Source organism: Paraburkholderia caffeinitolerans (assembly GCF_902859945.1).
Classification (GTDB): Bacteria; Pseudomonadota; Gammaproteobacteria; order Burkholderiales; family Burkholderiaceae; genus Paraburkholderia; species Paraburkholderia caffeinitolerans.
This window is the reverse complement of sequence record NZ_CADIKL010000005.1, coordinates 165009-189279: the sequence shown is the minus strand read 5'-3', so window position 1 is coordinate 189279 and position 24271 is coordinate 165009. Positions and strand designations below refer to the sequence as shown.

The 24271-nt window shown below is 59.9% G+C and carries 28 protein-coding genes; 1 reads left to right on the top strand and 27 read right to left on the bottom strand.

The features are described 5' to 3' along the window. Positions 1-108: 108 nt before the first annotated feature. The 22 genes from HV773_RS06840 to HV773_RS06735 all read right to left on the bottom strand — a co-directional run bounded on the left by HV773_RS06840 (position 109) and on the right by HV773_RS06735 (position 18670). The gene (locus HV773_RS06840) at positions 109-495 is read right to left on the bottom strand and encodes a hypothetical protein (protein ID WP_167470555.1); all 387 of its coding nucleotides are present in this window, start codon (positions 493-495) and stop codon (positions 109-111) included. A 733-nt stretch (positions 496-1228) separates the two neighbouring features. Next, entirely contained in the window at positions 1229-1543 is a 315-nt protein-coding gene (locus HV773_RS06835) for a TrbM/KikA/MpfK family conjugal transfer protein (RefSeq protein WP_115783693.1), read from the bottom strand. An 11-nt stretch (positions 1544-1554) separates the two neighbouring features. Continuing rightward, positions 1555-2001 carry a hypothetical protein gene (locus HV773_RS06830; protein WP_115783692.1) on the bottom strand — a complete coding sequence of 149 codons (447 nt, stop codon included), beginning with the start codon at positions 1999-2001 and terminating at the stop codon, positions 1555-1557. Next, complete coding sequence (gene stbB / locus HV773_RS06825) at positions 2001-2714, bottom strand: StbB family protein (RefSeq protein WP_115783794.1); 714 nt, start codon at positions 2712-2714, stop codon at positions 2001-2003. Before stbB ends, HV773_RS06830 begins: the two co-directional genes overlap by 1 nt. Positions 2715-2790: 76 nt before the next feature. Beyond that, positions 2791-4467 carry an LPD7 domain-containing protein gene (locus tag HV773_RS06820; protein WP_115783691.1) on the bottom strand — a complete coding sequence of 559 codons (1677 nt, stop codon included), beginning with the start codon at positions 4465-4467 and terminating at the stop codon, positions 2791-2793. After that, positions 4464-6245 carry a type IV secretory system conjugative DNA transfer family protein gene (locus tag HV773_RS06815; protein ID WP_115783690.1) on the bottom strand — a complete coding sequence of 594 codons (1782 nt, stop codon included), beginning with the start codon at positions 6243-6245 and terminating at the stop codon, positions 4464-4466. Before HV773_RS06815 ends, HV773_RS06820 begins: the two co-directional genes overlap by 4 nt. Positions 6246-6247: 2 nt before the next feature. Beyond that, on the bottom strand, positions 6248-6604 hold the full coding sequence (locus HV773_RS06810; protein WP_115783689.1) for a hypothetical protein: 357 nt from the start codon (positions 6602-6604) through the stop codon (positions 6248-6250). 57 nt (positions 6605-6661) lie between these two features. Next, complete coding sequence (locus HV773_RS06805) at positions 6662-6952, bottom strand: hypothetical protein (RefSeq protein WP_115783688.1); 291 nt, start codon at positions 6950-6952, stop codon at positions 6662-6664. Next, complete coding sequence (locus tag HV773_RS06800; RefSeq protein WP_115783687.1) at positions 6949-7176, bottom strand: DUF3717 domain-containing protein; 228 nt, start codon at positions 7174-7176, stop codon at positions 6949-6951. The genes HV773_RS06805 and HV773_RS06800 overlap by 4 nt, the downstream gene beginning before the upstream one ends. After that, positions 7173-7436 carry a hypothetical protein gene (locus HV773_RS06795; RefSeq protein WP_115783686.1) on the bottom strand — a complete coding sequence of 88 codons (264 nt, stop codon included), beginning with the start codon at positions 7434-7436 and terminating at the stop codon, positions 7173-7175. Before HV773_RS06795 ends, HV773_RS06800 begins: the two co-directional genes overlap by 4 nt. Continuing rightward, on the bottom strand, positions 7433-8470 hold the full coding sequence (gene virB11, locus HV773_RS06790) for a P-type DNA transfer ATPase VirB11 (protein ID WP_115783685.1): 1038 nt from the start codon (positions 8468-8470) through the stop codon (positions 7433-7435). The genes HV773_RS06795 and virB11 overlap by 4 nt, the downstream gene beginning before the upstream one ends. 54 nt (positions 8471-8524) lie before the next feature. Next, positions 8525-9175 (bottom strand): hypothetical protein, encoded by a 651-nt coding sequence (locus HV773_RS06785; RefSeq protein WP_115783684.1) that lies wholly within the window; start codon positions 9173-9175, stop codon positions 8525-8527. Between the two features lie 11 nt (positions 9176-9186). After that, entirely contained in the window at positions 9187-10539 is a 1353-nt protein-coding gene (locus HV773_RS06780; RefSeq protein WP_115783683.1) for a TrbI/VirB10 family protein, read from the bottom strand. A gap of 18 nt (positions 10540-10557) precedes the next feature. Further along, entirely contained in the window at positions 10558-11445 is an 888-nt protein-coding gene (locus tag HV773_RS06775; protein WP_373291941.1) for a TrbG/VirB9 family P-type conjugative transfer protein, read from the bottom strand. A 17-nt stretch (positions 11446-11462) separates the two neighbouring features. Continuing rightward, positions 11463-12302, bottom strand: a complete 840-nt coding sequence (locus HV773_RS06770) for a VirB8 family type IV secretion system protein (RefSeq protein WP_115783681.1) — start codon at positions 12300-12302, stop codon at positions 11463-11465. A 301-nt stretch (positions 12303-12603) separates the two neighbouring features. Then, positions 12604-13476: a TrbL/VirB6 family protein gene (locus HV773_RS06765; RefSeq protein ID WP_115783680.1), complete on the bottom strand. Its 873-nt coding sequence runs from the start codon at positions 13474-13476 to the stop codon at positions 12604-12606. A gap of 69 nt (positions 13477-13545) precedes the next feature. Next, positions 13546-13791, bottom strand: coding sequence for a hypothetical protein (locus tag HV773_RS06760; RefSeq protein WP_115783679.1), 246 nt, complete (start codon positions 13789-13791; stop codon positions 13546-13548). Continuing rightward, positions 13781-14554, bottom strand: a complete 774-nt coding sequence (locus tag HV773_RS06755; RefSeq protein WP_115783678.1) for a TrbJ/VirB5 family protein — start codon at positions 14552-14554, stop codon at positions 13781-13783. Before HV773_RS06755 ends, HV773_RS06760 begins: the two co-directional genes overlap by 11 nt. Before the next feature lie 25 nt (positions 14555-14579). Then, on the bottom strand, positions 14580-17099 hold the full coding sequence (locus HV773_RS06750; protein WP_246282223.1) for a VirB4 family type IV secretion system protein: 2520 nt from the start codon (positions 17097-17099) through the stop codon (positions 14580-14582). A 50-nt stretch (positions 17100-17149) separates the two neighbouring features. Beyond that, positions 17150-17587 carry a VirB3 family type IV secretion system protein gene (locus HV773_RS06745; protein WP_115783676.1) on the bottom strand — a complete coding sequence of 146 codons (438 nt, stop codon included), beginning with the start codon at positions 17585-17587 and terminating at the stop codon, positions 17150-17152. Positions 17588-17594: 7 nt separating this feature from the next. Further along, entirely contained in the window at positions 17595-17870 is a 276-nt protein-coding gene (locus HV773_RS06740; protein WP_246282221.1) for a hypothetical protein, read from the bottom strand. 140 nt (positions 17871-18010) lie between these two features. Then, on the bottom strand, positions 18011-18670 hold the full coding sequence (locus HV773_RS06735) for a lytic transglycosylase domain-containing protein (protein WP_115783674.1): 660 nt from the start codon (positions 18668-18670) through the stop codon (positions 18011-18013). A gap of 525 nt (positions 18671-19195) precedes the next feature. Here HV773_RS06735 and HV773_RS06730 point away from each other — a divergent pair. Then, positions 19196-19483 carry an Arc family DNA-binding protein gene (locus tag HV773_RS06730; RefSeq protein WP_115783673.1) on the top strand — a complete coding sequence of 96 codons (288 nt, stop codon included), beginning with the start codon at positions 19196-19198 and terminating at the stop codon, positions 19481-19483. A gap of 71 nt (positions 19484-19554) precedes the next feature. Here HV773_RS06730 and HV773_RS37485 read toward each other — a convergent pair whose 3' ends face one another. The 5 genes from HV773_RS37485 to mnmH all read right to left on the bottom strand — a co-directional run bounded on the left by HV773_RS37485 (position 19555) and on the right by mnmH (position 24174). Next, positions 19555-20274, bottom strand: coding sequence for a fatty acid desaturase (locus HV773_RS37485; protein WP_425496169.1), 720 nt, complete (start codon positions 20272-20274; stop codon positions 19555-19557). A gap of 238 nt (positions 20275-20512) precedes the next feature. Beyond that, on the bottom strand, positions 20513-21232 hold the full coding sequence (locus tag HV773_RS06720; RefSeq protein WP_115783671.1) for an autoinducer binding domain-containing protein: 720 nt from the start codon (positions 21230-21232) through the stop codon (positions 20513-20515). A 14-nt stretch (positions 21233-21246) separates the two neighbouring features. Next, positions 21247-21510: a hypothetical protein gene (locus tag HV773_RS06715; RefSeq protein WP_162831540.1), complete on the bottom strand. Its 264-nt coding sequence runs from the start codon at positions 21508-21510 to the stop codon at positions 21247-21249. Positions 21511-21825: 315 nt separating this feature from the next. After that, on the bottom strand, positions 21826-22887 hold the full coding sequence (locus HV773_RS06710; RefSeq protein ID WP_175172071.1) for a hypothetical protein: 1062 nt from the start codon (positions 22885-22887) through the stop codon (positions 21826-21828). 258 nt (positions 22888-23145) lie between these two features. After that, positions 23146-24174, bottom strand: coding sequence for a tRNA 2-selenouridine(34) synthase MnmH (gene mnmH / locus HV773_RS06705; protein ID WP_115783669.1), 1029 nt, complete (start codon positions 24172-24174; stop codon positions 23146-23148). Positions 24175-24271: the final 97 nt, after the last annotated feature.

Here is a 24271-nt window from a genome sequence, read left to right as displayed (position 1 = left end):
ATAAAAACCAAAAAAAGCACGACCGTTCAAATGTTGATCATTTCTTTTATGTCAAATTTAGGAATCCTATTTATATTTCACGCGACAATTAGCTCGTCAGAGACTCTGCTACGGCGTCCCCGGAATCGGAGAGTCGCTCTTCCCCTTCAAGAAATGCAGCAACTGGCGCTCAGCGTCCTGCACCTCGTGAAGCCGCGCTTTCGCGATCTGGGCGTCATGCAGGCACAGCAGCGCTTCAAAGTCACTGATGACGTCAGGCTCGAGCCGCCATTCGCCAGTTTCGTGAGCGTGAGCCAACGTGTTCTCGACGGCATATTCCGCGATTTTGAACTGCTCGGCCGGCAGATTCCCATAGCCGGCCCGCTGCAGGTACCAGCCGAGGTACACCGCACGCATGAGCTCATTGATCAGATGGGTATTGCCGTGGCCGTCGCGGCATGCAGCCAGCGCCAGATGACACGCTAGTGAACGTTCAATGGCAGAAGACCGGTCCATCGGCAACAGATGCGCTTTTGTCAGGGATCGATGACCTTGACCGCGGCTCGACTTGTTCTGCCTGGATGACATCTTTGAAGTTATGGCTTTAGGGGACGCGGGAAATTATAGCGAATCCCTGTCATGGATCCTGTCTCGGCCCGCGGCACAGGCCACGCGATGATGGACATCTGCAGTTGCGTCGGGTTGCGCGAACGAGGCGCGGGTTGCGCAACCTGGGCCGTCGACGCGTCGAAACGGGGCGCGAGTGCCTTTGCCTGATAGGTCTCTTCCCGGGCTCCATAAGCCGGAGCAGGCTCCCGGAAGTGCGTTTAATCGAAGTTTCCTCAACATCAACCCGCAGTTTACCGCGCGTATCTTATTCGCCGTTTCCCCCAACGCCCCACAGCGCTGCATGATGCATCATTGCGTCTTCGGGTATAGCGAAGCTGCCAAACTGGCTGCCGCCGCATGAGAGCACCCACCGCGACTTGCCACTAACCATGGGGTTCGCGGTCGTCCGCCCCAGGATGAGGGTATTCAGACGGAGCGCGTCGTGTCCAGCCCTTTGATGGATCTTTCATTGACGAGGATTTCGTTGCCGGCAGGACCTGCGATTCCTGCAGGGTTGGTTGTATTCGGCGAATAATGTTCGTACATCATGTGCTGCAAAAAAACGCCGTCGCCGACGGTGCCAACGACGGTGAAATCCCGGCATCCACGAGGGCAGACGTGCCGGGCTGAGAGAAGCACTTCAGGGGCCGTTCTCGACACCGCCGTATTTCGAATTCACGGAACTCTTCTGGTCACTCCCGACGGAATTGCATTGATTCAAAAAATCGCCCCGGGCGCTCGACGTGCCACTCAGATCGAAATGCCCGTGGTGATAGCGCACAATCGAAAAATAGTCACGTTCATACTGATTGCATTGGCCGCCGCCATTGCCACCGTCCATGAGCCCTGCCAGGCACAGCACCACACCGCAGGCCGAGGTGTTGTCGTCGTCGGCCGTCACCATCGTCGGGATGGCCGCCGCGCTGCAGATCAATACAGTGATCAATCGTTTCATGAGATCTCCAGTCAGATGGACAGCAACCGCAGCGCCGCAAGGGCTCCGACCGTGAGCACCGCTGAGCCAAGCATGGCGCACGCGGTCCATACGGCTAGTTCGATTCGGCCGATGCCGCGGACGCGCTCGTCGCGCAAGACGTCGCGTAGCAGATCGCGACTTCGGCCGTTGGCTTCGTCGTACTGCCTGAGCGAGATCTCGCCAAGCAGTTGATCCCGGGCCTCTGAAAACCGTCCCGCTTCGGCCAGCACATCGGTGCTCGATGTTGCGAACTGGTTGAGGAACTGCTCGTAGCGGGATGTGAAGCGCAGCAGCGTAAGTTCACCGTCGTCCTTGAACTGCTTGCCCGTGGTATCGAGCAGCCGGGACAGGCCCTTCACGTCCCGTCGCAGCAGCGATAGCTCACCCAGTACTGCGCCGATCAGTTCCTCGCGAATCGAATCGTCCGATGCGCCCATCAATGCACCACGAGTTTGAAGACTGCGTCCAGTTCGGTGGTTACCCGCGTGGCCAGACGTTTAATTGCAACCAGTTGGCGAATCTGTGCAAGATGTTCCTCGGGCTCCCCGCTCTCCATTGCTTCGGCGTTCATCGCGACATAGTCGGTCGGATCATTGCGAATATCGATGATGGAGCGATCGAAAGCCTTGATCTTTTCGTAGATAGGGTTCTCATACATCACCGCATCGCGATTCAAGACAAAATTGCGGTTTTCCGCGTAGTAGTCGAAAATTTTCGAGAAAATCTTTGACACGTCGTCTTTCTTGGTGACCGTGTTAAACACGACGCGAATGCGGTTTGCCGGCACACCGATTTCTCCGGTGAGTGCGCGCAATGTCGAAATTGTATCGACCTGTTGTTTAAGCGCAGGAACGGTCGGTACGACGAAGGCATCGAAGTCTTCGTGAGAACCGTGATAGTCCCGCATCAGCGAGACAAAGTCTTCGACATTCGATGCGCCGATATCGACCACGGCATGCCGCAAGGTCATGAGTTTGTCCTGCAGTTCCCCAAACTCCTTCCCACGCATCGCCGATCCTTTTTCGCTGTCGTCCGAGTTGATCGACTCGACAGGAATCACCTGGGCACCCTCCAGCCGCGGCGCGAGAAGGTGATGTGCAACGGTACTCTTGCCAACATTGCCTGAGAAGTTGATTACAGCGATCTTCATGATGGTTTGCTCCTGTTGTTCGATTTGACGATGACGGTCGCGAGGCGATCGCGGCCGCCCGTTGTTGTCCGCCGCCTTATGGTTCCATTTCGAGCGTCGGCCCATCGTGTTCGGCGGTCTGCGACTGCGGGTCCTGTCCGCGCTCCGGCGTCGCCTGTCGGGTGGTCTGCTGTGCTGCGGGAGTTTGGCCCCGTTGCTCCCGCTCGATCTGCTCGCGCACGGCCGCGATCGTTGCTTCGCTTACCTGTGGCATGGGCACGTCCAGTGGCCGGTTAGTTGCGCGCGCCTCGGCCACGGCGCTTTCGAACTCCCCCATTAGCTTCTCCTGCTGCTGCTCCGGCAGACCCTTGATCTCGTCACGCAGCACCTCGCGCGCGGCCTGCGCCTTGATGCGCTCGCGTGCCTCATCGAGCGTCTTCTGCTGTTCCTTCGAGTATTTCCAGTCTCCGCTCAGGAACCGCTCACGCGCCTCATTGATCTGTCGGCGCTCATCAGCTTCGCGCCGCGCGCTGGTCAGCGCTTCGCGCTGCTCGCGCGTGGGCAGACCCGGCACATCGGGCGAGAACACCAGCCATTCGTTACGCCGGCTCTCGACTGACTTTGGCGCGAGCTCGGTACCCTTCTCGTCGAACTGGCGCTGCTGCGCTGTTACCGTCTTGCTGCCGCCCTTTTCCAGCTCGATCCGCTGACCGGGCTGCACACCGCTTTCGCCGATCGCGCGCTCGATGTCCAGTCCCCAGACGGTGCGCTCGCCATCCTCTGTCCGCACCGTCGCGTAGTAGCTGTCGTTCTGCTTTTCATCGTGGTTGAACGGGGCGGGACCGTGCGCCACCAGCACCCCCGCCGTGACACCGGCCGGCGTTGGCTTGCCCTGAACGGGACTCGCCGGCGCAGCCGCAGATGGTTGCGTGGCGGTCGTCGGGTTGCCTCCGGGCGCGGCGTTTTCACGCCCTGTTGTGGCCGTTTTCGCCGACCCCGGCGCTGCAGGTTGCTTTTGCCCCGCTGCATCTGTTGCCTCCATCTCATTCGTGCGCGCCTTGTCTGTATCATTGGATTTGTCACCGGCCCCGATGCGCATCGCCTCGCGCGCAGCGGTCAGTGCCGCCCAATCCTGCGCACCAGGCTTCAAGCCACGCGACGGTACACCGGCGAGTTCGGCCGCGATCCAAGCCTGCCGACGAAACTCTTCGCTGCCCTTAAGCTGCAGCTCACCCCAGTTCTTTGCCTTCGCGACTTCGACCATGTGCGCGATCACGTCGCGGTCCTCGCTGGCCGTCGACAGGGAGCGGCCCTTGTCCTCGAAGTGCACCGTCTCGCTTTTGCGATCGAGAAACTTGCCCTCATGCGCCACGTACCGGTTAGTGACCGACTTCGGCACTTCATAGCCGGTCTTCTCGAAAACCGGCTTCGGGCGGATGGTGTTCTCCGGCTGCTCGCCCTTCTTCCCGAGCGGTTTGCCGGTGCCGGCGGCCGGCTTCACCGCCTCGTCGGTGGCTGTGCTGGTCGCTGCGTCGGTCGATGAGTCGCGCTTGAGCAGCTTCTCGACCTTTTCCCGATCGGCCGCGCGGATCTTCTTCAGGCGCTCTTCGGTTGCGTCATCGACCGGCGTTTCCGGAGTGCCGGGCACAGCGCCCGCGTCCGGCTCGTTCGCCGGCGGCGTGGCGCGCGCGCGAATGGTCGACGCATCGTCGGCGTTTGCCGCGTCGCGTTCGCGGTAGTCGATCCCGTCAGCGGGAAATTCGATCTCGTTCATACGGTCACTCCTTGCGGTTCAGGTTGTGATTGAGGTGCTGCGGTTTGCACCGACACGGCGGCCGCCGCGTCCGGCAGGACTTCTCGCAGATAAGGCATCAACTGGAACAGCGATGCGCGGATGCTGTTACGGTTGGCCAGGTGGACAGGCGCGAGCACTCCGATTTCGTGCTCCCGGACGTCACGCCCCTGACCGGCCGACTGTCTGGCGGCGTCTGCGGCCGCCGCTGCCTGCTGCGCACGTCGGGCCGCGTTCTGTGCCTGCCACCACTGCTCGACGTCGATCTTTGGCACGGGTGCGCACAATTCGCGCGCGACGAACGCGGCGTGTTTCATCTGTACCTCGTTGGGAAACTTCGGACCGAAACCGAACCAGGCGCGCCGGCGGTTGGTCTTCTCAAGCGTCGCCATCACCGCCCGCAGATAGGGACTCTGCTGCACAAGCCGGTCGACGAGTTCGGCGTCTTCGTAGAAAAACGCCTTCTCGCAAAGGATCGGCTCGCACCCCTCCATCGTGATGATCTGTTTGTTGTGCTTCAGCGCCCGCAGCTCCTGCGGCATCATCAGTGCCCTGCCGTGCTCCGACTCGTTGATGCTCGTCGACGAACTCCGCCCGCGACTTCGGTTACGCGAGCGAGCCATGTAAGTGAAGGTCCCCAGCATCTTCGCGTACTCTTCCGATTCCTTGACCGTACGCGGTGCATAGAGGCTGCGCATCTTGCAGTTGATCGCCAGCGTTTCGGCGCCGTGCTTGCCGTACAACTTCGGATCCTCGATCTGCGACATGCCCTGAAAGATCAGCATCAGCCGGAGGTTGTAGCCAGCAATGAACGGGTTGGCCGTATCGATGATGTCGATCTTGCCGGGCGCTGCAAACTCGTCCAGGATCAGCGCGCACTGGTATTTGAGCGCAGGATTCTCGGCAGGCAGCTCGCGCGTGTTCAGGTCGATCAGCTGCGAGAAAAAGAGATTGACCAGCAGCGCACCGGCCTTCAGGTCGCCCGGCTTGATGCCCACATAGATCGACATACGCTTTTTGCGCACATCGGCCAGATCGAAGTCCGAGCGGCTGGTTGCCGCGTCGACCACCGGATTGCTGAAGACGTTCAGCGGCGCGGTCATCGTCGATACGATGTTCGCGAAGGCTTCCTTCGATTGCGACAGGAAACGGTTCAGCGCATCGAGACACTCGAAGCTGAGCACCGGCAGCCCGTCGGTCGCATGCGCTGCATCGGCACGCGTGCTGACGATCGACGAGATGTGTTCACGGATCGCCCTGCCTTTGCCCGAAGCCTGCCGCAGAATCTCGCCGAACGTGCACGGCAGCGAGGGCGTTTCCAGCAGATACAGCACGATCCCGATGAACAGGTTGCGGGCGTTGTCGTTCCAGTACTTCAGACGCGCGTCGACGTTGGACGGATACAGGTGTTCGCCGATCGTCATCACGTCGCCCACGCGCGCATAGGCGGGTCGCTCGGCGATGTATTCGAGCGGGTTGTACGCGTGCGAGCGTCCGTCTTCCGAGAACGGCGCCCACAGATAGGTTTCGTGACCGCATGCCCGCCGGTAGCCGGACGTATAGTGGTAGTTCTCTTCCTTGATGTCCTCGACCACGACGGAATCGGGATAGGTGAGAAGATTCGGGATCACGAGCGACGTGCCCTTGCCGGAGCGGGTGCCGGCAGCTGTCATCAGGAAGTCCTGTCCGTAATACTTCAGGTATTCGCCCTTGTACTTGCCGACAATGAACGGCGGATACAGATGTTGTGAGGTAGTCATGGTTATTTCTTCTCCAGCAGACCGGCTTTCACAATGTCGTTACGGGTTGCGAACCGGGCCTCGCCAAACTGCGCGAGGCGCTTGCGGCCCGACACTAGCGCCATCGTGATCACGACCACTGGCAGGCCGGTGATGACCACCGACAGCAGCGTGCACACCTTGAGCGCGCGCATCACCGCAGGCACGTCGCCGTAGGCATGCCAGTAGTCGTACAGCGTGAACACGCCCGCGCTGCCCTCCGGCAGCTTCTGCATCTTCGCGAAAAGCTGGCCGCCGGCGAACTGCCCAAGGAATGCGAAGCCGCACAGGATCAGCAGGAAGACCACGACGGGAATCAGAATTCGAAGCGGTTTCGGCATGGTTCGGTCCTCAGTGGGTGGACGCGCCGATAGCGACCTGGAATTTCAGATGCGTTGTCATGCAGCCATCTCATGTTGTTGCAGATGCGCGCTCAGGTCGCGATGCAGGCGCATCGCGTCGCGCACGTTACCGAAGGGTCCGTGGAACTGGTTGCTGTTGTCCGCCGTACAGCGATTGATCGGCTCCCACAACAGGTAGTCCCACTCGCCATAGACTGAGTACCGCGCGATCGTCCAGCCCGACGGATGGACCAGCGCAAAGTCGCCGGACGGTCGCCATTTGCACTGGCTGTCATCGTGCGAGTCCGCAGCATCGGCAATCGCGGGAACCGGAAGATCTGCCTTCATTGCGGCAACTCTCTGAGTGGATCGGCGGACAGGATCCGCAAGGCGTCGCGCTGCGCGTCGTCCAGCCCGGCGTCGGTGATACCCTTACAGCCGTGCACGATCACGGCGCCGTAGAGCCGCGCCAGCGCGCGGACCTCTGTGCTGGCAGCAAATGCTTCGTCCGACGGCGAACGCATGCGCCATCCCTCGATCGCCGCCTCGATATCGCTGATCGCGAAGTTCATACACGGTCCTCCCTGCGGACGAGCCAGTTCGCCGTGAAACCGCGCGCCCACGACGCCGCATAGACAAAGCACAGCGCGAGCACGCCGTACTGATGCGCTCGCCACGCCATGTCGAACCAGAACGGCTGCGCGGCCAACCCGAAGACGCAGGCCCAGCGCCGCCAGTGCGCACGCCGGTCCTGCGACAGAAACACGGCGAGCGCACCGCACAGGCTGATCGCGATCTGTTCGATCATCTGCGCCGCGGCATCGGCGCTCATGAGACACAACCCAGCAGTTGCGCCTTGCCGATCGGGTCGAACCAGATCTCGGCCAGTCGCCTGTTGCGCATGAACAGGACGAGATCCACCGTGACCCGCACCTGGTCCATAATGAATTGCCAGTCGAGCGTCTGGCCGACCGCGCTCTGCTTGACCAGCGTCGCGATGCGCGAATGGGCCGAACGTGCATCGTTGCAATGCACCGTCGTGATGCCACCGGGTTTGCCCGTGTTCAGCAGCGTCAGGTAGTCCCATGTTTCGTCACCTCGCAGTTCGGCGAGAAAAACACGATCGAACGTCATGCGCAGGGTCGAGCGCACCAGTTCCTTCGCCGGCAGCGTGTCGCTGAAAAACATATGCACGCGGTTCGGGTGATTCGGCAGCGATAGCTCCGGCGTGTCCTCGATCGTGCCAATCCGCTCATCGGACGGCACGAGGTCAGAGAGCGCCTTGTTCAGTGTCGTCTTGCCTGAGTCGGTGCCGCCGGCGAGCGCAATGTTCAACCGGTTGGTCACCGCCAACTCGAGCATGCGCCTGACGTTGCGCTGACCCTGCGCCTCAAGCATCCCGAGCTCGAACGGCTGCAGGTCGAGCCCCGGTGGCATGTCGCGGCGCGGCGAGACGTCGCGATATCCCTCAAACCATCCGTTGGTCTCATACTCATCAGCCGTAAAGCGCACATTCGACGGGATACGGACGGTGATTGAGATAGTGTCCTGCTCGCAGGCCGGCTGCATCAGAACGTGCCCGCGTTGCCCATCGGGCAGCACCACCGGGTGAATGGGCTCCTTCGTCGAGAACTTGCCGCCCTTCATCACCGTCAGAGCGTTCGCGAGCTTGAAGCACGCGTCGAGCGAGCAGGCAGGTGCGTCGTGTCGTCGCCATCCGGCACCGCCTTTTGTCCAGATCTCACCGGGACGGTTGATCGCCACCTCGGTGAGGCCCCCGTCGAAGAAGTTCGAGATACCCATCTGTTTGAGGAAGCTGCGGGCGATCGTGCCCTTCTCGATCACATCGATTACGACTGCGCTCATTCGCACTCCTATCTTGTTTGGGGTCACATCCGTTAATCAAAGTGCCGCGCAGGTTCAGCGAGACGTGGTGCCCGTATCCTGCAGCTCGATTTGCACTGACACGCGATACGGGCGTCGATCGTCCGGCACGCTGCTGGCAAGCTCGCGGAGCGTTTGCGCCGGCGACGTGGAAACCACGGTTGCACTCAGGGGTACGGCCGGCCGGGTCAATTTCCAGCCCGCACCGCCGATTACCGCAACCGCGCATAGTCCCGTTACAAGCCAGATGCGCGAGATGCGTGGCGTCTGGTGATCGTAAATTGCCGGGATCTCGACGGCTTGACGGTTAGTTGCGTGCACATCCATTGCGTGATTGACTGGCTCATCGAGCGACGGCAACGCGCTGTCGCCCCACTCCGAGATCGTCAGCCCGATACGCGCCCCGACATTACGCAGCAGGTTGCGTCGCAGCGGCGCTGACATGTCGTCGATCCGGCACCCATCGAGCGCCATGCAATCTTCGAACGCGTGCTCGTCGGCGATCTGACGCAGTGGCAACGCATCGGGAACCTCGCGCGCGCGCCGTGCATCCACCCGCTCGGCCAGCTGGCGGACCGTGTTGCCGTAGAAACAGAAACGCAGGGCGTTGCGTAGTTTTGTCTCGAACATGTCGCGATCGAGGCCATGCAGGGGGAAATCGTCCGGGTAGGTGATCTTCAGGTTCATGGGTCCGCTCCTCATTGCTGCCGGTTCTGGCTAACCAGGTTGCCCTGCGCATCGACGTTTTCATACACGCTGCTCAGGTCAATGTCGCGCGCCACAAAGATATTGATGACAGAGCCCTGGTTTGAATACGCCGTCGGCGGGATGTTGATGGTGTTACGCAGCGTCTCCGCGGCCACATCCTGCGTGGCGTTCGAACTGTTGGAGAACGTGATCTGCTGGCCAGACCCGGTTGCCTTGTTCGCGAGCGCCTGGCCGAAGTCGCCGATCAGGCTGACCATCAGCGCGCCCTTGAACCGCAGCCAGAAGTGCTCGTCAACATAGGCTGGAATGCCTGCAGCGCCCAGCGGATCGGTAGCCGGCGAGTTCAGTGGAATGTGTACGTCGCCGTCGTCGATCTCGTCCCAGATCGCGCCGATCACGCCCTGCCCCTGGATCACCGCATCGCGCTGCTCGCCCTTCGCCATCGCACCCTTGCGAACGAGCAGCGTCGTGCCATCGTCGGACCACACGTCCTGCGCGATCGGGCACCCGATCAGGCCCGGCCGGTCGGTACGGATCGCCGTCGATTGACCACAGCGGATCATCGTGTTGCGACCGAGCAGGTAATGCCGGTTCGGTCGGAACGAGGCCTGCATCGGCTGCAGCTTCGATGGCTGCAACGACTGGTCGATCGGAGAGCCCTTGCCGTCGCCCGCGTCCGCCTTGCTGGTTGAGCTGGGCGCACCGCCTGCACTGTCGCCGCGCAGCGCTGACAGACCCATCGACTTCGCCAGACCTGCCAGACCAGACGCATCGTGGCCGCTGACCCCGGCATTGCCGCCGCCGGTGTTGCCACCGCTGTCACCTGCAGTTTCATTTGATGCCACGGGACCATCGTTGCTCTGGCCAGAATCGTTGTTGCCGCTCGCGACGAGCACGCTGCCCTGCAGGCGGCGCTCGGCCGGCGTGAGCGGCCGCAGCTGGTTGCTCACGGCCACCGCCTGTCCGTTCGTCTGCGATGCCGCGCCGGTCGGCGTCGCGAGGTGGGAATTCGCGGCAGCGGCGGCCGCAGCCTCCGACGCTGCACGGGCCTGGTCTTCCGCGCGTTTGATACGTTCCTTCTGCGTCTCCAGATCCGCACCGGCGTCACTCGCGCCGCTGTCTTTCGGTTTTGTCAGCGCCGCCTGTTTCGCGTCCTGATGCTGCTGGAACAGGCGCTGCAGATAGATCGTGACGCCCGATGCACCCAGCGCAATAACGGCGAGCGCGACCAGCACCAGACGCAGCTTGCCCACGCGCGTTTTCCGACGGCCCGGCAGGTCGAGCGAAGGCTGTGGGCCGACGTCGGTCGACGCCGCATGTTCCATTTCGTTTCGTTCAGTCATACCCTGTTCGCTCCCTGATCAGTTCGTCGATGCATCGGTATGGTCACGTGCGATGCGCGCGCTGCCCGGTATCGACGAGCCCGCACGGTTGTAATGACCATCAGGCGAATAGCCGTCGTTGCGGATACCCAGCACCGACTGACCGTAGCGGATGAGAAACGACTTCGACACTTCGTGCACGACGACCGTATCGCCCTCCATATGGAAGTTCGCCGTCGCCTCTCCACCGTCGGGAAGCTTCGTGAAGATCGTCGGCAGGTCACGCGCGGTTGAGTACTTGAAGTACGTGAATCGGCCGTCGTCCCACAGCGCGGTCGGCGCGAGTGCACGATCGCCGCGCATCATGTACTGGATATTCGCCGCAGGAACCGACGCCACAGGCGTGGATTTCGCAGCGCCCACGCTCACGATCGAGGCGGGAATAGCCGGCCCATTGCCCTGTTGACTGCCCAGCGCAGCGCTTACCGCCTGCTGACGGCGCATCTGCGCGCTCGCCGCTTTGGCACGCGTGTCCGGATAATCGAAACGCAGTATCCATGTCGCAGGCTGTGCGGCCGACACGTCAACAAGCGAGAGCGGATAGGTGCGCCGGTTGGTGACCAGCAGAAGATTGGTTTCCGGCTGCGGCGCACCCGGTTTGAGCATCGCGCCACTGTCGTTGATGGCCACGTGCCAGGCCTTGCCGTCTCCGATGCCCTCGCCGCTGTTGATGATGTGTTCGCCCGGCTCGAACTGGATCATTACCGCACGCCCCGGCATGGTGGCCACACGATAGGCCTGGTCCGGATCGTAGGTCGCGCACTGGATGTGCGGGTCTGAACCGCAGCTGCGCGGCGTTTCGAGCGCTCGCGCGTGAATCGGCACCAACGCGAAGCCCAGTGCGACCGCCGCTGCGCTCGCTGACATCCGGATCGTTCGTCCTTTCATGTTCCACCTCCGGCTGCCGCAGAGCCTGACGCCGGCGCAGCATCGGCGGGCGCCCGGGTCCAGTCTCGCGTGACCTCGTAGCTCGTGCAGCGAAAACCGTCCGCGTTGAGATCCTGCTGATCCTGCTTTTCCGGAACGTTCACACGCTCGAATGCGACCGTCGCAATCCAGTACGTCGGATCCGGGCGTTTCGCTGCGGGATTCAGCGGGACCAGCTGACGCGAGAAGAACACCTGTGCGGCGGGCGCGAACGTGATCGAGCCTACGTGTGCGATGACCCGCGCCTGATCCTTCAGAAGCTTGAGCGGGCCCACCGGGCCGCGCACCAGCCGGTCATAGGCTTCCTTCTCGTGGTCGTCGCTCATGAACATCACCGCGGCGTGCGTGTCCGAAATCGTCTCCCAGTCGTAGCCCTCGCGCAGTTCGACGTAACGGTGCAGATCCGCGCGATCGGTCTTCTCGGAAAACGTGACGCGTCCGTTAGCCGTTGTCGGCAGCACATCGACCTTACCGGTTGACGAGTCCACTCGCAGCACAGCCGGTGGGTTCGGGCGCCTTAGGAGTCCTAAAGCCACCATGCCAGAAACAGCGGCGAGAGCGACAACTCCCGAGAGCACCGAGCGCCGGTCCGCGATACGGGCCTTCTCTTCCGCTGCTTCGACCTTCGACTTCTCGAAGGCCTGTGCCTGTTTCAGGTACCAGCTGACCGCATCGCGCTCACCTGACTCAACACCGCTCACCGGCGCGTCTGCGCGCGTGGTCGACCCGGCCGGGCTTCCCTTGCGTTTGCGCGCGTTCGCTCCCGACGCAAACCATTGCCTGATAGTCGATGCCATCCTGTTCCTCACTTCGGTTCCGTATGGCCCGACTGCTGAGCCAACGGTTGATTGACGGGTACCCACTGACCAGTCGGCTCGGGTGGCTTTGGCGCCAAGCTGCACGCCTGCAGCGCGAAAGCCATCAGTAAAATAGCGACAGGAAATTTCATGGTCTCCGTTTCTCCTTTGGATTGAGCAAGACAGGCGTATTGCGTGGCATCTAGTAAAACAGCTTGATCGATACTATCGCGCCGATCGTTGCCACCACCGCCGCGATAAGCCACCAACGTGCGATTGTCTTGAATAACCTGATCATTTTTTACGCCTCACTCAAGCTACCGCCGGTCTTCGACGATCCGCCGCCGCCCATTTTTCCAAGCGAGCCAGCAAATCTCGCGACGCTACCCAGCTTGCCCACCATCGTCGAGATACCGACACCGCCCGCGAGAGACGAAGCCAAACCCGGCAGGTTAAGCGATATAACCCAGAAGGCCAGCCCCATGATGTCCAGGTCAATGACCTGTGCGATAGAGGGGGATCCGTTCAGCGGTACCACGCCCATCGCGAAATTGACTTCGAGTGCACATGCAGCGGCGAAGAGCGCGACCAGCAGGGTGTAGTTCATGCATTGACCGACCCAGTTCCAGAAGAACTGTCGCGACGGCGGGAAGAGCGCCGCTGAGATGAACAACGGACCGAGTGCGAGCAGAAGCCCAAGCGCAAACTTCGCCAGAATGATGTACGCAATGGCTATCGCCATGAACGGGCCACCGAAAATGATCATCAGCGCGATCGTCCAGATGGCCGCAATAACCTTCAGGCCGGACGCCTGTGCATAGATCGCCTGCGCTGCGTTGATGTATGCATTGAGCAGGTTGTCGAGGCCGGACACCGGGTTGCTACCGTTGGTCAACGCGCCGGCCATCTGTTCGCCAAAACCATTGAAGAATGGAACGACGTACTCACTGTAGAACTGGATGTTCATCCCGCAGGTCAGGATGAGCGCCCACGTTGCCATGCGCGTCAGGAAATCGTTGATCGGCTCGTCGTTGCGCCCCTGCCAGTATGTCCAGAGAATCAACAGGACATAGATGCTGAAGCAGGTGGCCATCAATGGCGAGATCAGCGCAATGATGTTGCTCGAACCGGTCGAGATCGTGTTCAAAACGTTCTTGTCGAACGAATTGGTCATTGAGGTGAAAAGCTGGACGTCTGCCACGGATATCTCCTGCTTCGGTCAGTGATTGATGGACGAGCCGGATTACTTCAGCCCGGCCGCGCGGGCTTCGGCATCGTCGCTTGCAGCGTTGATACCCTTCGCCTTGCGCTCGGCGGCAAGCTTCTCGGGCGTCGTGCCGAGAAACGCCGCATCGAACTTCAGATCCTGCTGCTGCTGTTGCTCTTCCTGCACGTTGTGCTGGTGACGATCCCACGCGAGGTATCCGAGATAGCCAGCGATCGCGACCAGCAAAGCGATGATCGAGCCGAGAAGTGTCTTATTGACCATTGGTTTTCCCCAGGAATGCGTTGTCGAATTCACGGTCGCGCTGCTGTTCGGCAAGCTGCAGCTCTGTTTTCTGCAACTGCGCGGTGAGCTGCAAGCGCGTCTGATCGTTCGTGACCATCGTCTCTTCGGCCGCCATGCGGTTCTGCAGATCCGCCTTCTGTGCGGGATCCTGCGTCATGTTCGACTGCTGCATGAGCGACTGGATATTGTTAAAGCGCGCCATGATCGCGCTATACGCATGCTCGTTCATCGCCTTGTTGGCCGCGAGCGTGTCGTAATAGCGCTGCTGACCGGGCGTGCTCGCGCCGGTCATGCTTTCCTGCTGCTCGATCGAACGCATCGACGAACTGATACCCGAGAGACCGCCGTTCTTCGCCTGGTCGTAAATGTTTTGCCACTGTTCCGGAAGGTAGTTGCGCAGCGATGCATCGTTCATGATGTTGCCGAAACTACTGTTGCCAGTCAGCGCCTGATACTGGGCCTCCTGATTCTTGACCTGCTGCATCAGCTGCTCGACCTGCACCATCTGTTGGGCGAGCTCCGCAGGTGAGATGGTCGGCACGCCCTGCGCGTGGGCCTGCGAAAACGCACACGCGCACAGCATCGTGACCAGCGCGCGACGAGGCCAAAGCGTAATTCCCGGCAGATAGGCAAAGGCGCTCATGCCGGCGCGCGTTGATCGTGCCAGCAGCGCCTCGCGAAGGTTCCGGATCGCTGGGTCAACCGGCCGGCGCGCGGCCGGATAGACATCGGTGCTGTTCATCGTTCCCTCCTTGGGTTGCAGCACATCAGGCAAAAACTTCGTCGTCAACCGGCTGATTAACCGGTGGATAAATCTGCGCAAGCTCGGCACGCTTGCGCTCGAGGCTGCGCTGCAGCTCGGCGGACCACAAACGCTCATCGGCGCCGTGCTTCGCCGCGAGCCGCGTGCGCAGCTTGCGTTCGAACACGCGCTCCAGATAGACGGGCAGCCAGACATCCGGATCGTCGCCACACTCGGCGCGGACCCCGTCGCAGATCAGTGCGTTCTCGCGATCGCCAGAGAACACCGCAATCGCGTCCTCAAGCCCGTTCAGGTCGAAACTGGCGAACGCCGACTGGTTGCCCTGCTTGATCAGGAATCGGCGCGACTGTGGCGTGAGTTTTTTGAATTCCTTGAACTCCTTGCGGGTCATGCCGTCACGCAGATAGGCCTCTTCTTCGGCCGCCGGATCGGCCAGCCAGATCTTCGTGGCGATCAGACTGCGCAGCGCGGGAAACAGGTCTGCCGCACGCTGCGCCTGTTCCGGCTGTTGCGTGATCAGTCCCATGAATTCCCCTTCTTTACGCCCGCTGGCCAGCGTTTCCTCGATCTGCTCGCGGATCGTGCGAAAGCGCAGCGGCAGCCAGTACTCTTCGATCACCGTCAGCATCAGGGTGCCTTCCCGACGCATCAGTTTCTTGAGATGGAACAGATATGCAAATGCGGGCTCCGACGGCTCGTAGTTATCGACAAGAAATGCCTCAACATCGAAACCGATCCAGCGTTGCTCGCTCATGTTCAGGTAGAGATTGGGCGGGTTATCGAACACCCACCAGAACCGGCCGTTTTCCGACTTGCACCAGATCGACAGACGTGCGCGCAGGCCGTCGTCGCCTTCGTCCGGAATGCTGTCCAGTAGCAGGCTGAAACGGCGCAGCCGAACGTCATCGACGCCCATTACCGCATCGACAGCGTTGCGGCAGTGAATCTTCTCGGCGGCCGTCAGGTCAATCTTGATTGGCTTACCCTGATGGTCGACACCGTTCTTCCGGCCGCACAGTTCGACGAGTCCGTACAGGAATTCGCGATTGTCTGGTGTGTCGGCGAGCTCGAACGGCGCCCATCCGGTCGGTTTGCCTTTCTCCAGATAGACATAGGCGCCGCCCATCGCCCGGATGAACACTTCCCAGCCACGGCCCTTGTCCAGCACGTACAGCATCGGATCGAAGCGGGACAGCATGCCAGTCGCCGCTACGATGACCGTAGACTTGCCGCTGCCCGTCGTGCCTTTCGCTTCAAAATGCCCGGCCACCTTCTCCGAAACGTTGATGTCCCCCAGCCGGCTCGCGTGCGAACTGTAGTTGTACACACCCGAGTCCGAGCGAAACGGGATGACGGCCGACCCGTCACCGATCGGGTTGCCCTCCGCCTTGCCTGACGAGTAGTCATGGCACGTGTACATCGCCGCAAAATTGCGCGAGGACTGCACTTTCGGTCGCGGTTTGACTCGCGCGCCCGGGACTTGTGAGAAGTACGTGAACGGAGCAGACCCCGTCGCGGGCGACCATTCAACTCCACACTCGTTGCGCGAACGGGACGCAAACCTGTCGGCGTTCTCCAGCGCCTCTTTCGCTGTTTCGCCGTAGATAACCGCCGCGCCGTGATACTCGCCGAACGACAGTTCACCCGTGTTCACGTAACCCTGTGCGTCGCGCAATTCCTTGACCTGATGCTTCGCCTTGTCACCGGCCGACTCCAGCTTGTTGATTGCCGAATCGATGGTCCGGTTTGACTCGAAGCCCGTCATACAGTTGAACGTATGCGTAATCGTGAATTCGATGTTCAACGTGATCAACGGGTCGAGCTGACCCCAGCCCGGCTTCTCCGGGCAACTGCGAAGGTCGAGGCAGGTTGCAACGCGTCGGTACGCCGGCACGTTGCTCGCCCCGATCTCGAGCGTGTTGTACCCAAAGTGCAGATGGCTCGACGGGATGACATCGGTGCCGGGTTCCGCTGCGACCGGCAGATCGCCGGTCTTCCCATTGATGAGATAGCTGACGAGTCCATACAAGGGTGAGAACAGCAACTTCGTGCCGTTCATGTGCCTGCGCTCGTACACTTCAAGCAACTCGGCTTCATACTCGGCGAACTGCAGCAGCGCCTGTTTCGCAAGGGAGCAGATTTCCTTGAGCCCGTCATCGAAGTCCTCGTATTTCAGGATCAGCGACAGGTAGTAGCGGTTCTCGAAGAACTTTTCGTCTCCGAAACGTCGCCCGATGTACTCGCGTACGAACCACTGCAGGAAGCGTTGTTTGAACCGGTACACACGATCAAAACTCACGCGCTGTCGCACGAACGTTGCGTGATAGCCAAGGCGGCCACCCAGGTCGCGACCAAGCTTGCTGTACGCTTCCGTATCGCGATCGAACATACGCTCCATCGCGACGTTCTCGTGCACCTCGAACGGCACGCCGCGCATGGCCAGCGTCACCATGAACCGGTTGCCCTCAAGGTGCTGTACGTGTTTCGCGACCGGATGCCAGTACTTCGGAATCCAGTCTTCCACGGCGCCGATCGCGCCGAGGATTTCGCTGGTGACGGCGGGTCTGCTTTGCATCAGGCCTCCGGATCGAGCTCACGCAGCCGGCGCTCACCCTTGGACAACGGTTTAAAAAAATCGCGATAGACGCGGCGCTGCCGTCCGTATCGCAACGGCGCGAGCGTAGCGGTATTGCCGAAGCGCGGGGCGGCTCGCCCGGCATTTAGCCGCGCGCGGACCCGCAGCTGCCAGAAGTAGAAGCGGCAACGCAATTCCAGCCACATGATCCGCAGGCCTTGGTCGTCGGTTTCGCAGATGTGCTTGAAATACAGCAGCACCGGAAAGCCCAGGAAAACGAATAGCAGACCGCCTGGTCCCACGAAGAAGGAAATCAGCACGCCGACAAACATCGACGCGACGACGACAACCAGCATCGCCATATAGGGGACGCCCCAGATGGCAGCCGTGCGGCCAAGGCCGTTGAATCCGGGGTAGCGGGTTTTTTCGTCCGACATGGCGTGCTCAGCTGAACATGTTCCACAGATACGGTGCGAGCACGCCGACCACCGAGCCCACCGCCGCCACCTTGCCGCACATCGTCACAAACTCGCTCCAGTGCGCGCGATCGGCCCAGCACTCCGCCCCTTTCCACATCAGCACGCAGGCCGCGACGACGCCAAGGAACGAATAGAGCCAGATCTTGAAGGTGTTCGCGCCCTGCGTCGCCGAATCGAGCCCACCACCCGCGAATGCAAGTTCCGGACCGATTGCAATGCCGAGAGCGATCGTCTGGCGCATATGGGTTGCGATTCGCCGCATTGATATGCGATATGAGTAATTTTTCAGTAGTACTAATTTCATGGCCGCGAGCTTCGTATTGCGATTCATGTCTTCTCCTTTCACGTGGTTGAGATCAGGCCGCGTCGTCGCGGCTCAAGTCAATTGCAGTCGTTGTCACAAGCGGAATCGCCGAATGCATCCCATGACGGGTGCGGTGCGTCCTGCCGTTGTTTTGGGCCACTGTGGCGCGCGGAAGATGTTTTGACATCGGGCGCTGCTGCGCGTGCTGGTCTGTCGGACTGACTGTCCATCACTACAGGAATCGCAGGAACGACGTTGGTTGAACCTGCCGCCATCTGGGCGTTGGCAACAACTCGCTGGACATAACTGGTGCCGCCGGCGTCGGCTGACTCGCCGCGCGTGAAATTGCCACTGTAGTAGCAGCTGATCGCCGCACGCAATGCCGGCGCACCCTGCCCCATTGCCGCAGTCGCCCGCTCATAACATTCGCGCAGTATCGCGCTGCCCGCGCGCAGGTTCGCACACGGATCGAAGGCCGTTTCGTAGGTCAATCCGTAGCGGGCAAGATTGGCCTTGTTGACCTGTCCAAGCCCCATGCTGAAATTGATGCCTTGTGAATTGAGCACTTTTGCCGTCGCCACCGCTTCAGCACGGTCACGCGGCTGGCGAACAAGGTGGCCACCAACGACGCCGATCGCGTACGGATTGAAGCCGGACTCAGTCCTCACGACCGCCTGAAGCGTCGTGGGGTGGACGTTCGGCGCGCATTGCTGGGCTAACGAGATGAAATCAAGCATGACTTCCCCCCTCGCTCACGTTATGTCGCCGGCTGTGCCCGAACGATATAATGGCTTTAGCCATTGTCGACCTCTCAGGTTCCAACAACTGGTCAGGTCGACGCCACTGCTCGCAACATCGACGCTGACCGCTTCTACTACCCGTACCTCCACGCCGGCCCTTCCCTGTCTGGCGTTACCTCGCCAAAATCCGGCCGCGCGATGCGAACCAATTTAATCTCTTTCTGATACCTGCTCCTGTCGCGACGTTGGCGACGCGGAGGGCGCATCCGACGCGCACTCCTTGCAGACCACCCCATCTCCCAGTTCGGCCCGACGAGTACGAAGCTCGACAATCAGCTGCGCATTTTTTGACCGTGCCTCCTGCTTTGCCCGATCGATGAGCCACTCATTCAGCTCTCGGGGGAGTCGACACTGCGAGCGAACGATGTCACCCATTCTCTCTCCTCTGGTGCTTTATAGTCACTACGTGGTAGTGACACATTGTCACTATATTCCAGCGCCAACGTAGTGTCAAATGTCACTATGAAAGACAGCTACCGCTCACAATTCCGGCTACCGTGGTCCCTCTACCACCAGTTGAACGAATCCGCCACGAAGAATCAGCGCTCACTCAACGCTGAGCTGGTCGCGCGTTTGGAGTCGACCTATCCCCAGCTCAGTGTCCGCGGCGATACCGATCTCGACGAATTACGCGAAACCGTCACTACGATGTCTCTCGCCGAGCTCATGACCCCAGACGAGATAACAATGTTCGCCGAACGCATGCTCGCTCTTGTCGCACGCAAGCGCACTACCAAGACAACACCGTAGTGACACTTTCCAACAGATGATGTGACGAATTCAAGAGACCCACTTAGCCTTGCGGCCGCCAGTGTTTTATGCTAGTGGCTTGTCTTTGATAGCCTATGGTTCATGGCCGAGAACCAGAGCGGTGGAATTAACGCCAGGCCAAACATGTGCAGATAGCCGCCAGGAAGCGCTCTCCCGGCGTGAACCAGGCGATCATAGGCCTGCGTTTGCTCAAGATGATGGTGGGTGTGAAGCCCGTTATTTACGAATAGGCGATTGGACAACCAGAAATTAACGTCCCACGCAATCTGATTGCCCAGGTCGTCAGGACTACCACACAGGCCATAGTGCTGCAGGTAGCCAACCGCCTCTACGACGAAGACAGAGACTATGCCCTGCCCCGCGTAGAAGACCGCCCCACGCCACCCACCAAACCACGCGAAAAGGCCCACGACGGCTACGCTGACCGGGACGATCTGCAGGAGCCGGCTTCCCCTCCACCTGCGGGCCTGGCTTAGCTCGTAAGCAATAGCGGATCTCAGCGCCGAGAAGAAGGAGCGGCCGACGTGACACCAAACCGACAGGCCAACATGGGCCGTTGAGCCAAATCGCGGATCGCCGACATGCCCGTGGTGGAGTTGATGTACGACCCGGTAGTGAGGGTATCCAGCGACTGCTAGCGCTACGTCGGAGATCAGCCTGGATACACGCCCGCCCCGGTGCATTACCTCGTGAATGTGCGCCATCGCGAAAGCACTCAGCACCCCTGAGGCAATAACGAGCCCGGCAAACTCCAGCGGCCTCGCGGTCATCGCTCTTTCGAGGGCAACAAGCACCGCAGCGCCCCACACGCAAATGTAAGTGAGTGGGACTACAGGACCGCTCGGCGCTCGGCTCGCCCTCTGGTTTGTGACCTCCACGTCCTGCCCGATAACCGCGTCAGCGGCAGGAACCACCACAACCAAGAACAGCAAAAACAGCCAGGGATGCCGGTAAATGAAGAATGCCGTCGCGGTCGCTGGTAATAGCGTCGACAGCCAGAACCCGCCCTTATTGCTGCGCAAAGATGTCATTTTCTTCCGCAAACCGCACCGCCGCGGTAATGTGCGAAACGCCAATCTTTTCGTTGATCCGTTGGAACTGCCTGTAGACAGTCGTCGAAGACACTTTCAGCTCATCGGCGATCGCACCTGCATTGAAGCCAGATCTTACGAATCCAATCAACTGCACGTCCTGTTGTGAAAGGCCACACTTTCTGATCGCATCTTCTCGCACTCCCCGCGATGACCAATCGAGGAGCTCCAACGCCAGGGCCCGGAAAAATGCCCTTCCCTCTCTGAGTTTCGGCTCACCTTCCTCGGGCTTCACGCTCGAGCCAAGGTAGAGAGCTCCAATCCGGCCTTTCTCGCTAGCGTGCGCAGGAATGAGGAACGTGCTGAGAAACCCGTGTTCCGCGGCAACCTCAAGCATCCGCTTTTGCCCAGCAGTCCGGACTGGCAACTCCGAGCCCAACACTGGCGCAGTGTTCGATCGTGCGTAATCGAGACAAGGGTCCGTCAGATACCATCGGTTCGCGTTGTACAGTTGGCACCATTCAGGGCGACAACCGATCAAGAATCGATGGGTGGAGCGACTGGCTGAATGATCGGTCGGATGCAACGAAACGAACACAAACCATTCCGCTCCCTTCGATCGAATTGCGTCGCTAACAAGCGGTATCAACTCCAATTCATCCGCTGCATTTATAACGGCATCAAAGCTCAGTTCCATTACGGTCGATCCATCTAGATTACTTCACCAACCCCATCCGCCCAGACAATGTTTCGCACTTCCGTATAAATTGCCCGCATAACCGAATGATGTGGGTCCGAAAGCGCGAACTTTTCAAACTCGCCTTTTGATGAAATCGGCATAATCTGAACCAGCATAAGTTCGTCACCCTGAATCAGATACCTTTCCGCAATGAAACCGCCTGGCACCTGATAGAGACGAATGCCCACCTGCTCGACATCGGCACTAACGGCTCGTTCATAGACAAGGTTCTTCATAATCCTGGCCTTCGATCTCGGGGCGATGTCCGCAAGCACGACACGTCCGATTCTTGACTTCATGCTCAGATTGAGACGAAATCACATTGTCTGCCACGCATCTTTCGCACTCGAAGATCGATACGAAAAATTCCGCGCGGCAGACTTCGCACTTCATTTGATGGACTTCGTTTTCCTGCAAGACTTCCCATCCATCATCACCGTGATCGGCCCCACAAGAAGGGCACACAATGCTGATACAGTCGCTCATAGTTTCCAATCCAACAAATCATCTTCACTCCGGCGAATCGCCGGGCCACCTCATGCACACGAGTGCTACGCCAGCTTTCTGCTCATCCGCGCTGGATACTTATCGCGCGGTCGACTCGAACGCTGGCTTTGCACGTAATTAACGAACTGTTCGATCTCGGAGTCGGCCATCCCGAGCCATGCGAATCGTATGGTTCCGGGCTCCAACGGGAAAATTAACTCGCGGTCGATGCCGTGATGCTCGAGATACTGAAAGAACACGAACAGGTCGTCGTCCTGCAACTGCTCCAGCCATGTTCGCAGACGCTTCAACTCCTCGTCTCTCAGATCCGCCGGCGATGTGTTTAGAACGCTCAATGCGAAGCGCGTTGGGCAGGGCACTCGCGGGACGTAGTAAAGATCGCAGTGGTCTTGGTGCGATGTGCGGGGATCGACGCCCAGTATAGGAAACGAAAGCCCCTGCTCCTTTGCTTCCTTCGCACGCTGCACCCACGGCCGATCGTCAGGGGATGTTGGCCAGATGCGTTTCAAGTTATCAGCCCGGTACTTCTCGCGGGACTCCCAGATCTCATGCAGCTCGCAGTACTCCCTTGATTGAGAAATCCGGTAAGCCGCATCGACAAGCGGGCTGTCGTGCCAGTGAGCGAGCGGCCTGGTGCGTTCCGCTGCATACATGCGCTGATGGTCATCTTGCAGATTGACGCTCGACTCCTCGAACAGGCGACGAAATAGAACCAGTGATCTGCGGAAATACAGGGATGCGCCATCTGACTGCGCATACAGGCGCTCCGGAAATGTTTGCGCGTTATCCGGTGCAACATGGCCATTGGCCGCGTCTGTAATGCCCGTGACAAGCCAGAAAGCATAGTGCGGGAAAAGACGTGCCAGCGCCTCGATCATGTCTGGCGTGGGTCGTTGTCGACGATGAAACACCTTACGCCAGCGCTGAATGGAAATACGGGTGTATTCCGTCAGCCGCTCCAAGTAACCCCGGCCAGGCTCGGGCCTCGGGAGCAGAGTACCGAACGCCCTGCGAAGTGCGCCCATTGGCCTTTCGTCTTCACTTGGCGCGAGGCGGGCCTGCTCATTCAGGAGCAAGATCATGCGGTCTTCGATCGTCGTGGTCATATTTGAAGCAATCCCAATCAGTCAATCTGTCCCGATTAGATCAATTCATAAGATATGACCATACCCGCCCTCCCTTCCCCTCCACCAATTCAGTTACAAACGGAAACACGAAGAAAGGTACCCATGGCTACAAGGCGGAAATTTCTCTGCGTCCATATGCTTCTTGCATAGACGACATGGCAAATATGCCCTATTCCACCCGTATCGCGGGGGCGATTGGCAATGACACGGTTTTAGTGAGATTGAGATAAGAGTCGTTTAGCCAAAGCGCTGAATGAGCGCAAGCGCCACGGCGCGGAGACTGTTTGGCGACAGTTCCTGCAAGTCAACGACTGGTGCGTCTGCAAGTGCGGGATAACTGCGCCGTGTCGAACGTGCATAGGCGGGATCGTAGTGCGCGACCATGACCCGCTCGAACAACTCGGGTATTTGCCGTGTTCTGGCCATTTCCTGCCACACCTCGAACTCTTTGCCTCCGATAAGGCTCCGCAGAGAGGCGAGTTTCGATACGAAGGCGTCCGGATCTTGCTCGAAATGGTGATAGTCCTCTCGCCACAATATGACTCGCTGGGCCATCGGCGCATTCACGCAGACAGGCTTGCCCTTCATATGCATCGTTTCGAGCAGCGCTTCCGGTAACTGCACGTTGCCAATCTTCTTGCTCTCTGCTTCCACCCACACCGGGCGGCTGGGCGAGAAAGTACTAAGCTTTTGTTGCAGCAGGCTATCAAAGTATTTCTGCGTCGGCTGCGGGGTACCAGGTATCGCACCAATAACCGAGCCCCGGTGAGACGCGAGCGCCTCCAGATTCAAGACCTGCGCACCGACGGCTTCGAGTTGATCGAGCAATCGAGTCTTTCCACAACCAGTCGAGCCTGACAGGACCACATACGAGAACTCCCGCGGTAGCTTTGTCAGTTGCTCGTTGACCCAACGTCGATAGCCCTTCCAGCCACCAGGTAGACGGTCCACCTTATAGCCGATCGTATCGAGAGCATCAAACCAAAGTCGACTGCGCTTTCCGCCGCGAAAGCAATATACAAGCACCCTGCCATGACGTGGGCGGCCCGCAATTACGGTGTCAAGGTGTCGCGAAATGTTTTTCAGCGAATAGGACACGCCGATCAGATATGCCCGCATTTTGTCGGTCCGATGCAAGGTGCCGACCTCGGCGTATTCGTCATTGCTGACCACGGGGAGGTTGATTGCCCCAGGGATGTGATCCACGGCGTATTCGCGTTCGCTGCGCGCGTCGATGATGAGGTCGTAATCTTCGAATCGGTACATGCCCACCTGCCTTGTAATTTTTGGCGTACAACGAATTTTCTCTACGCCATCCAGACAACCGGTCGAGTGCAGGCATGGTACGAACCCCTTACCTCTC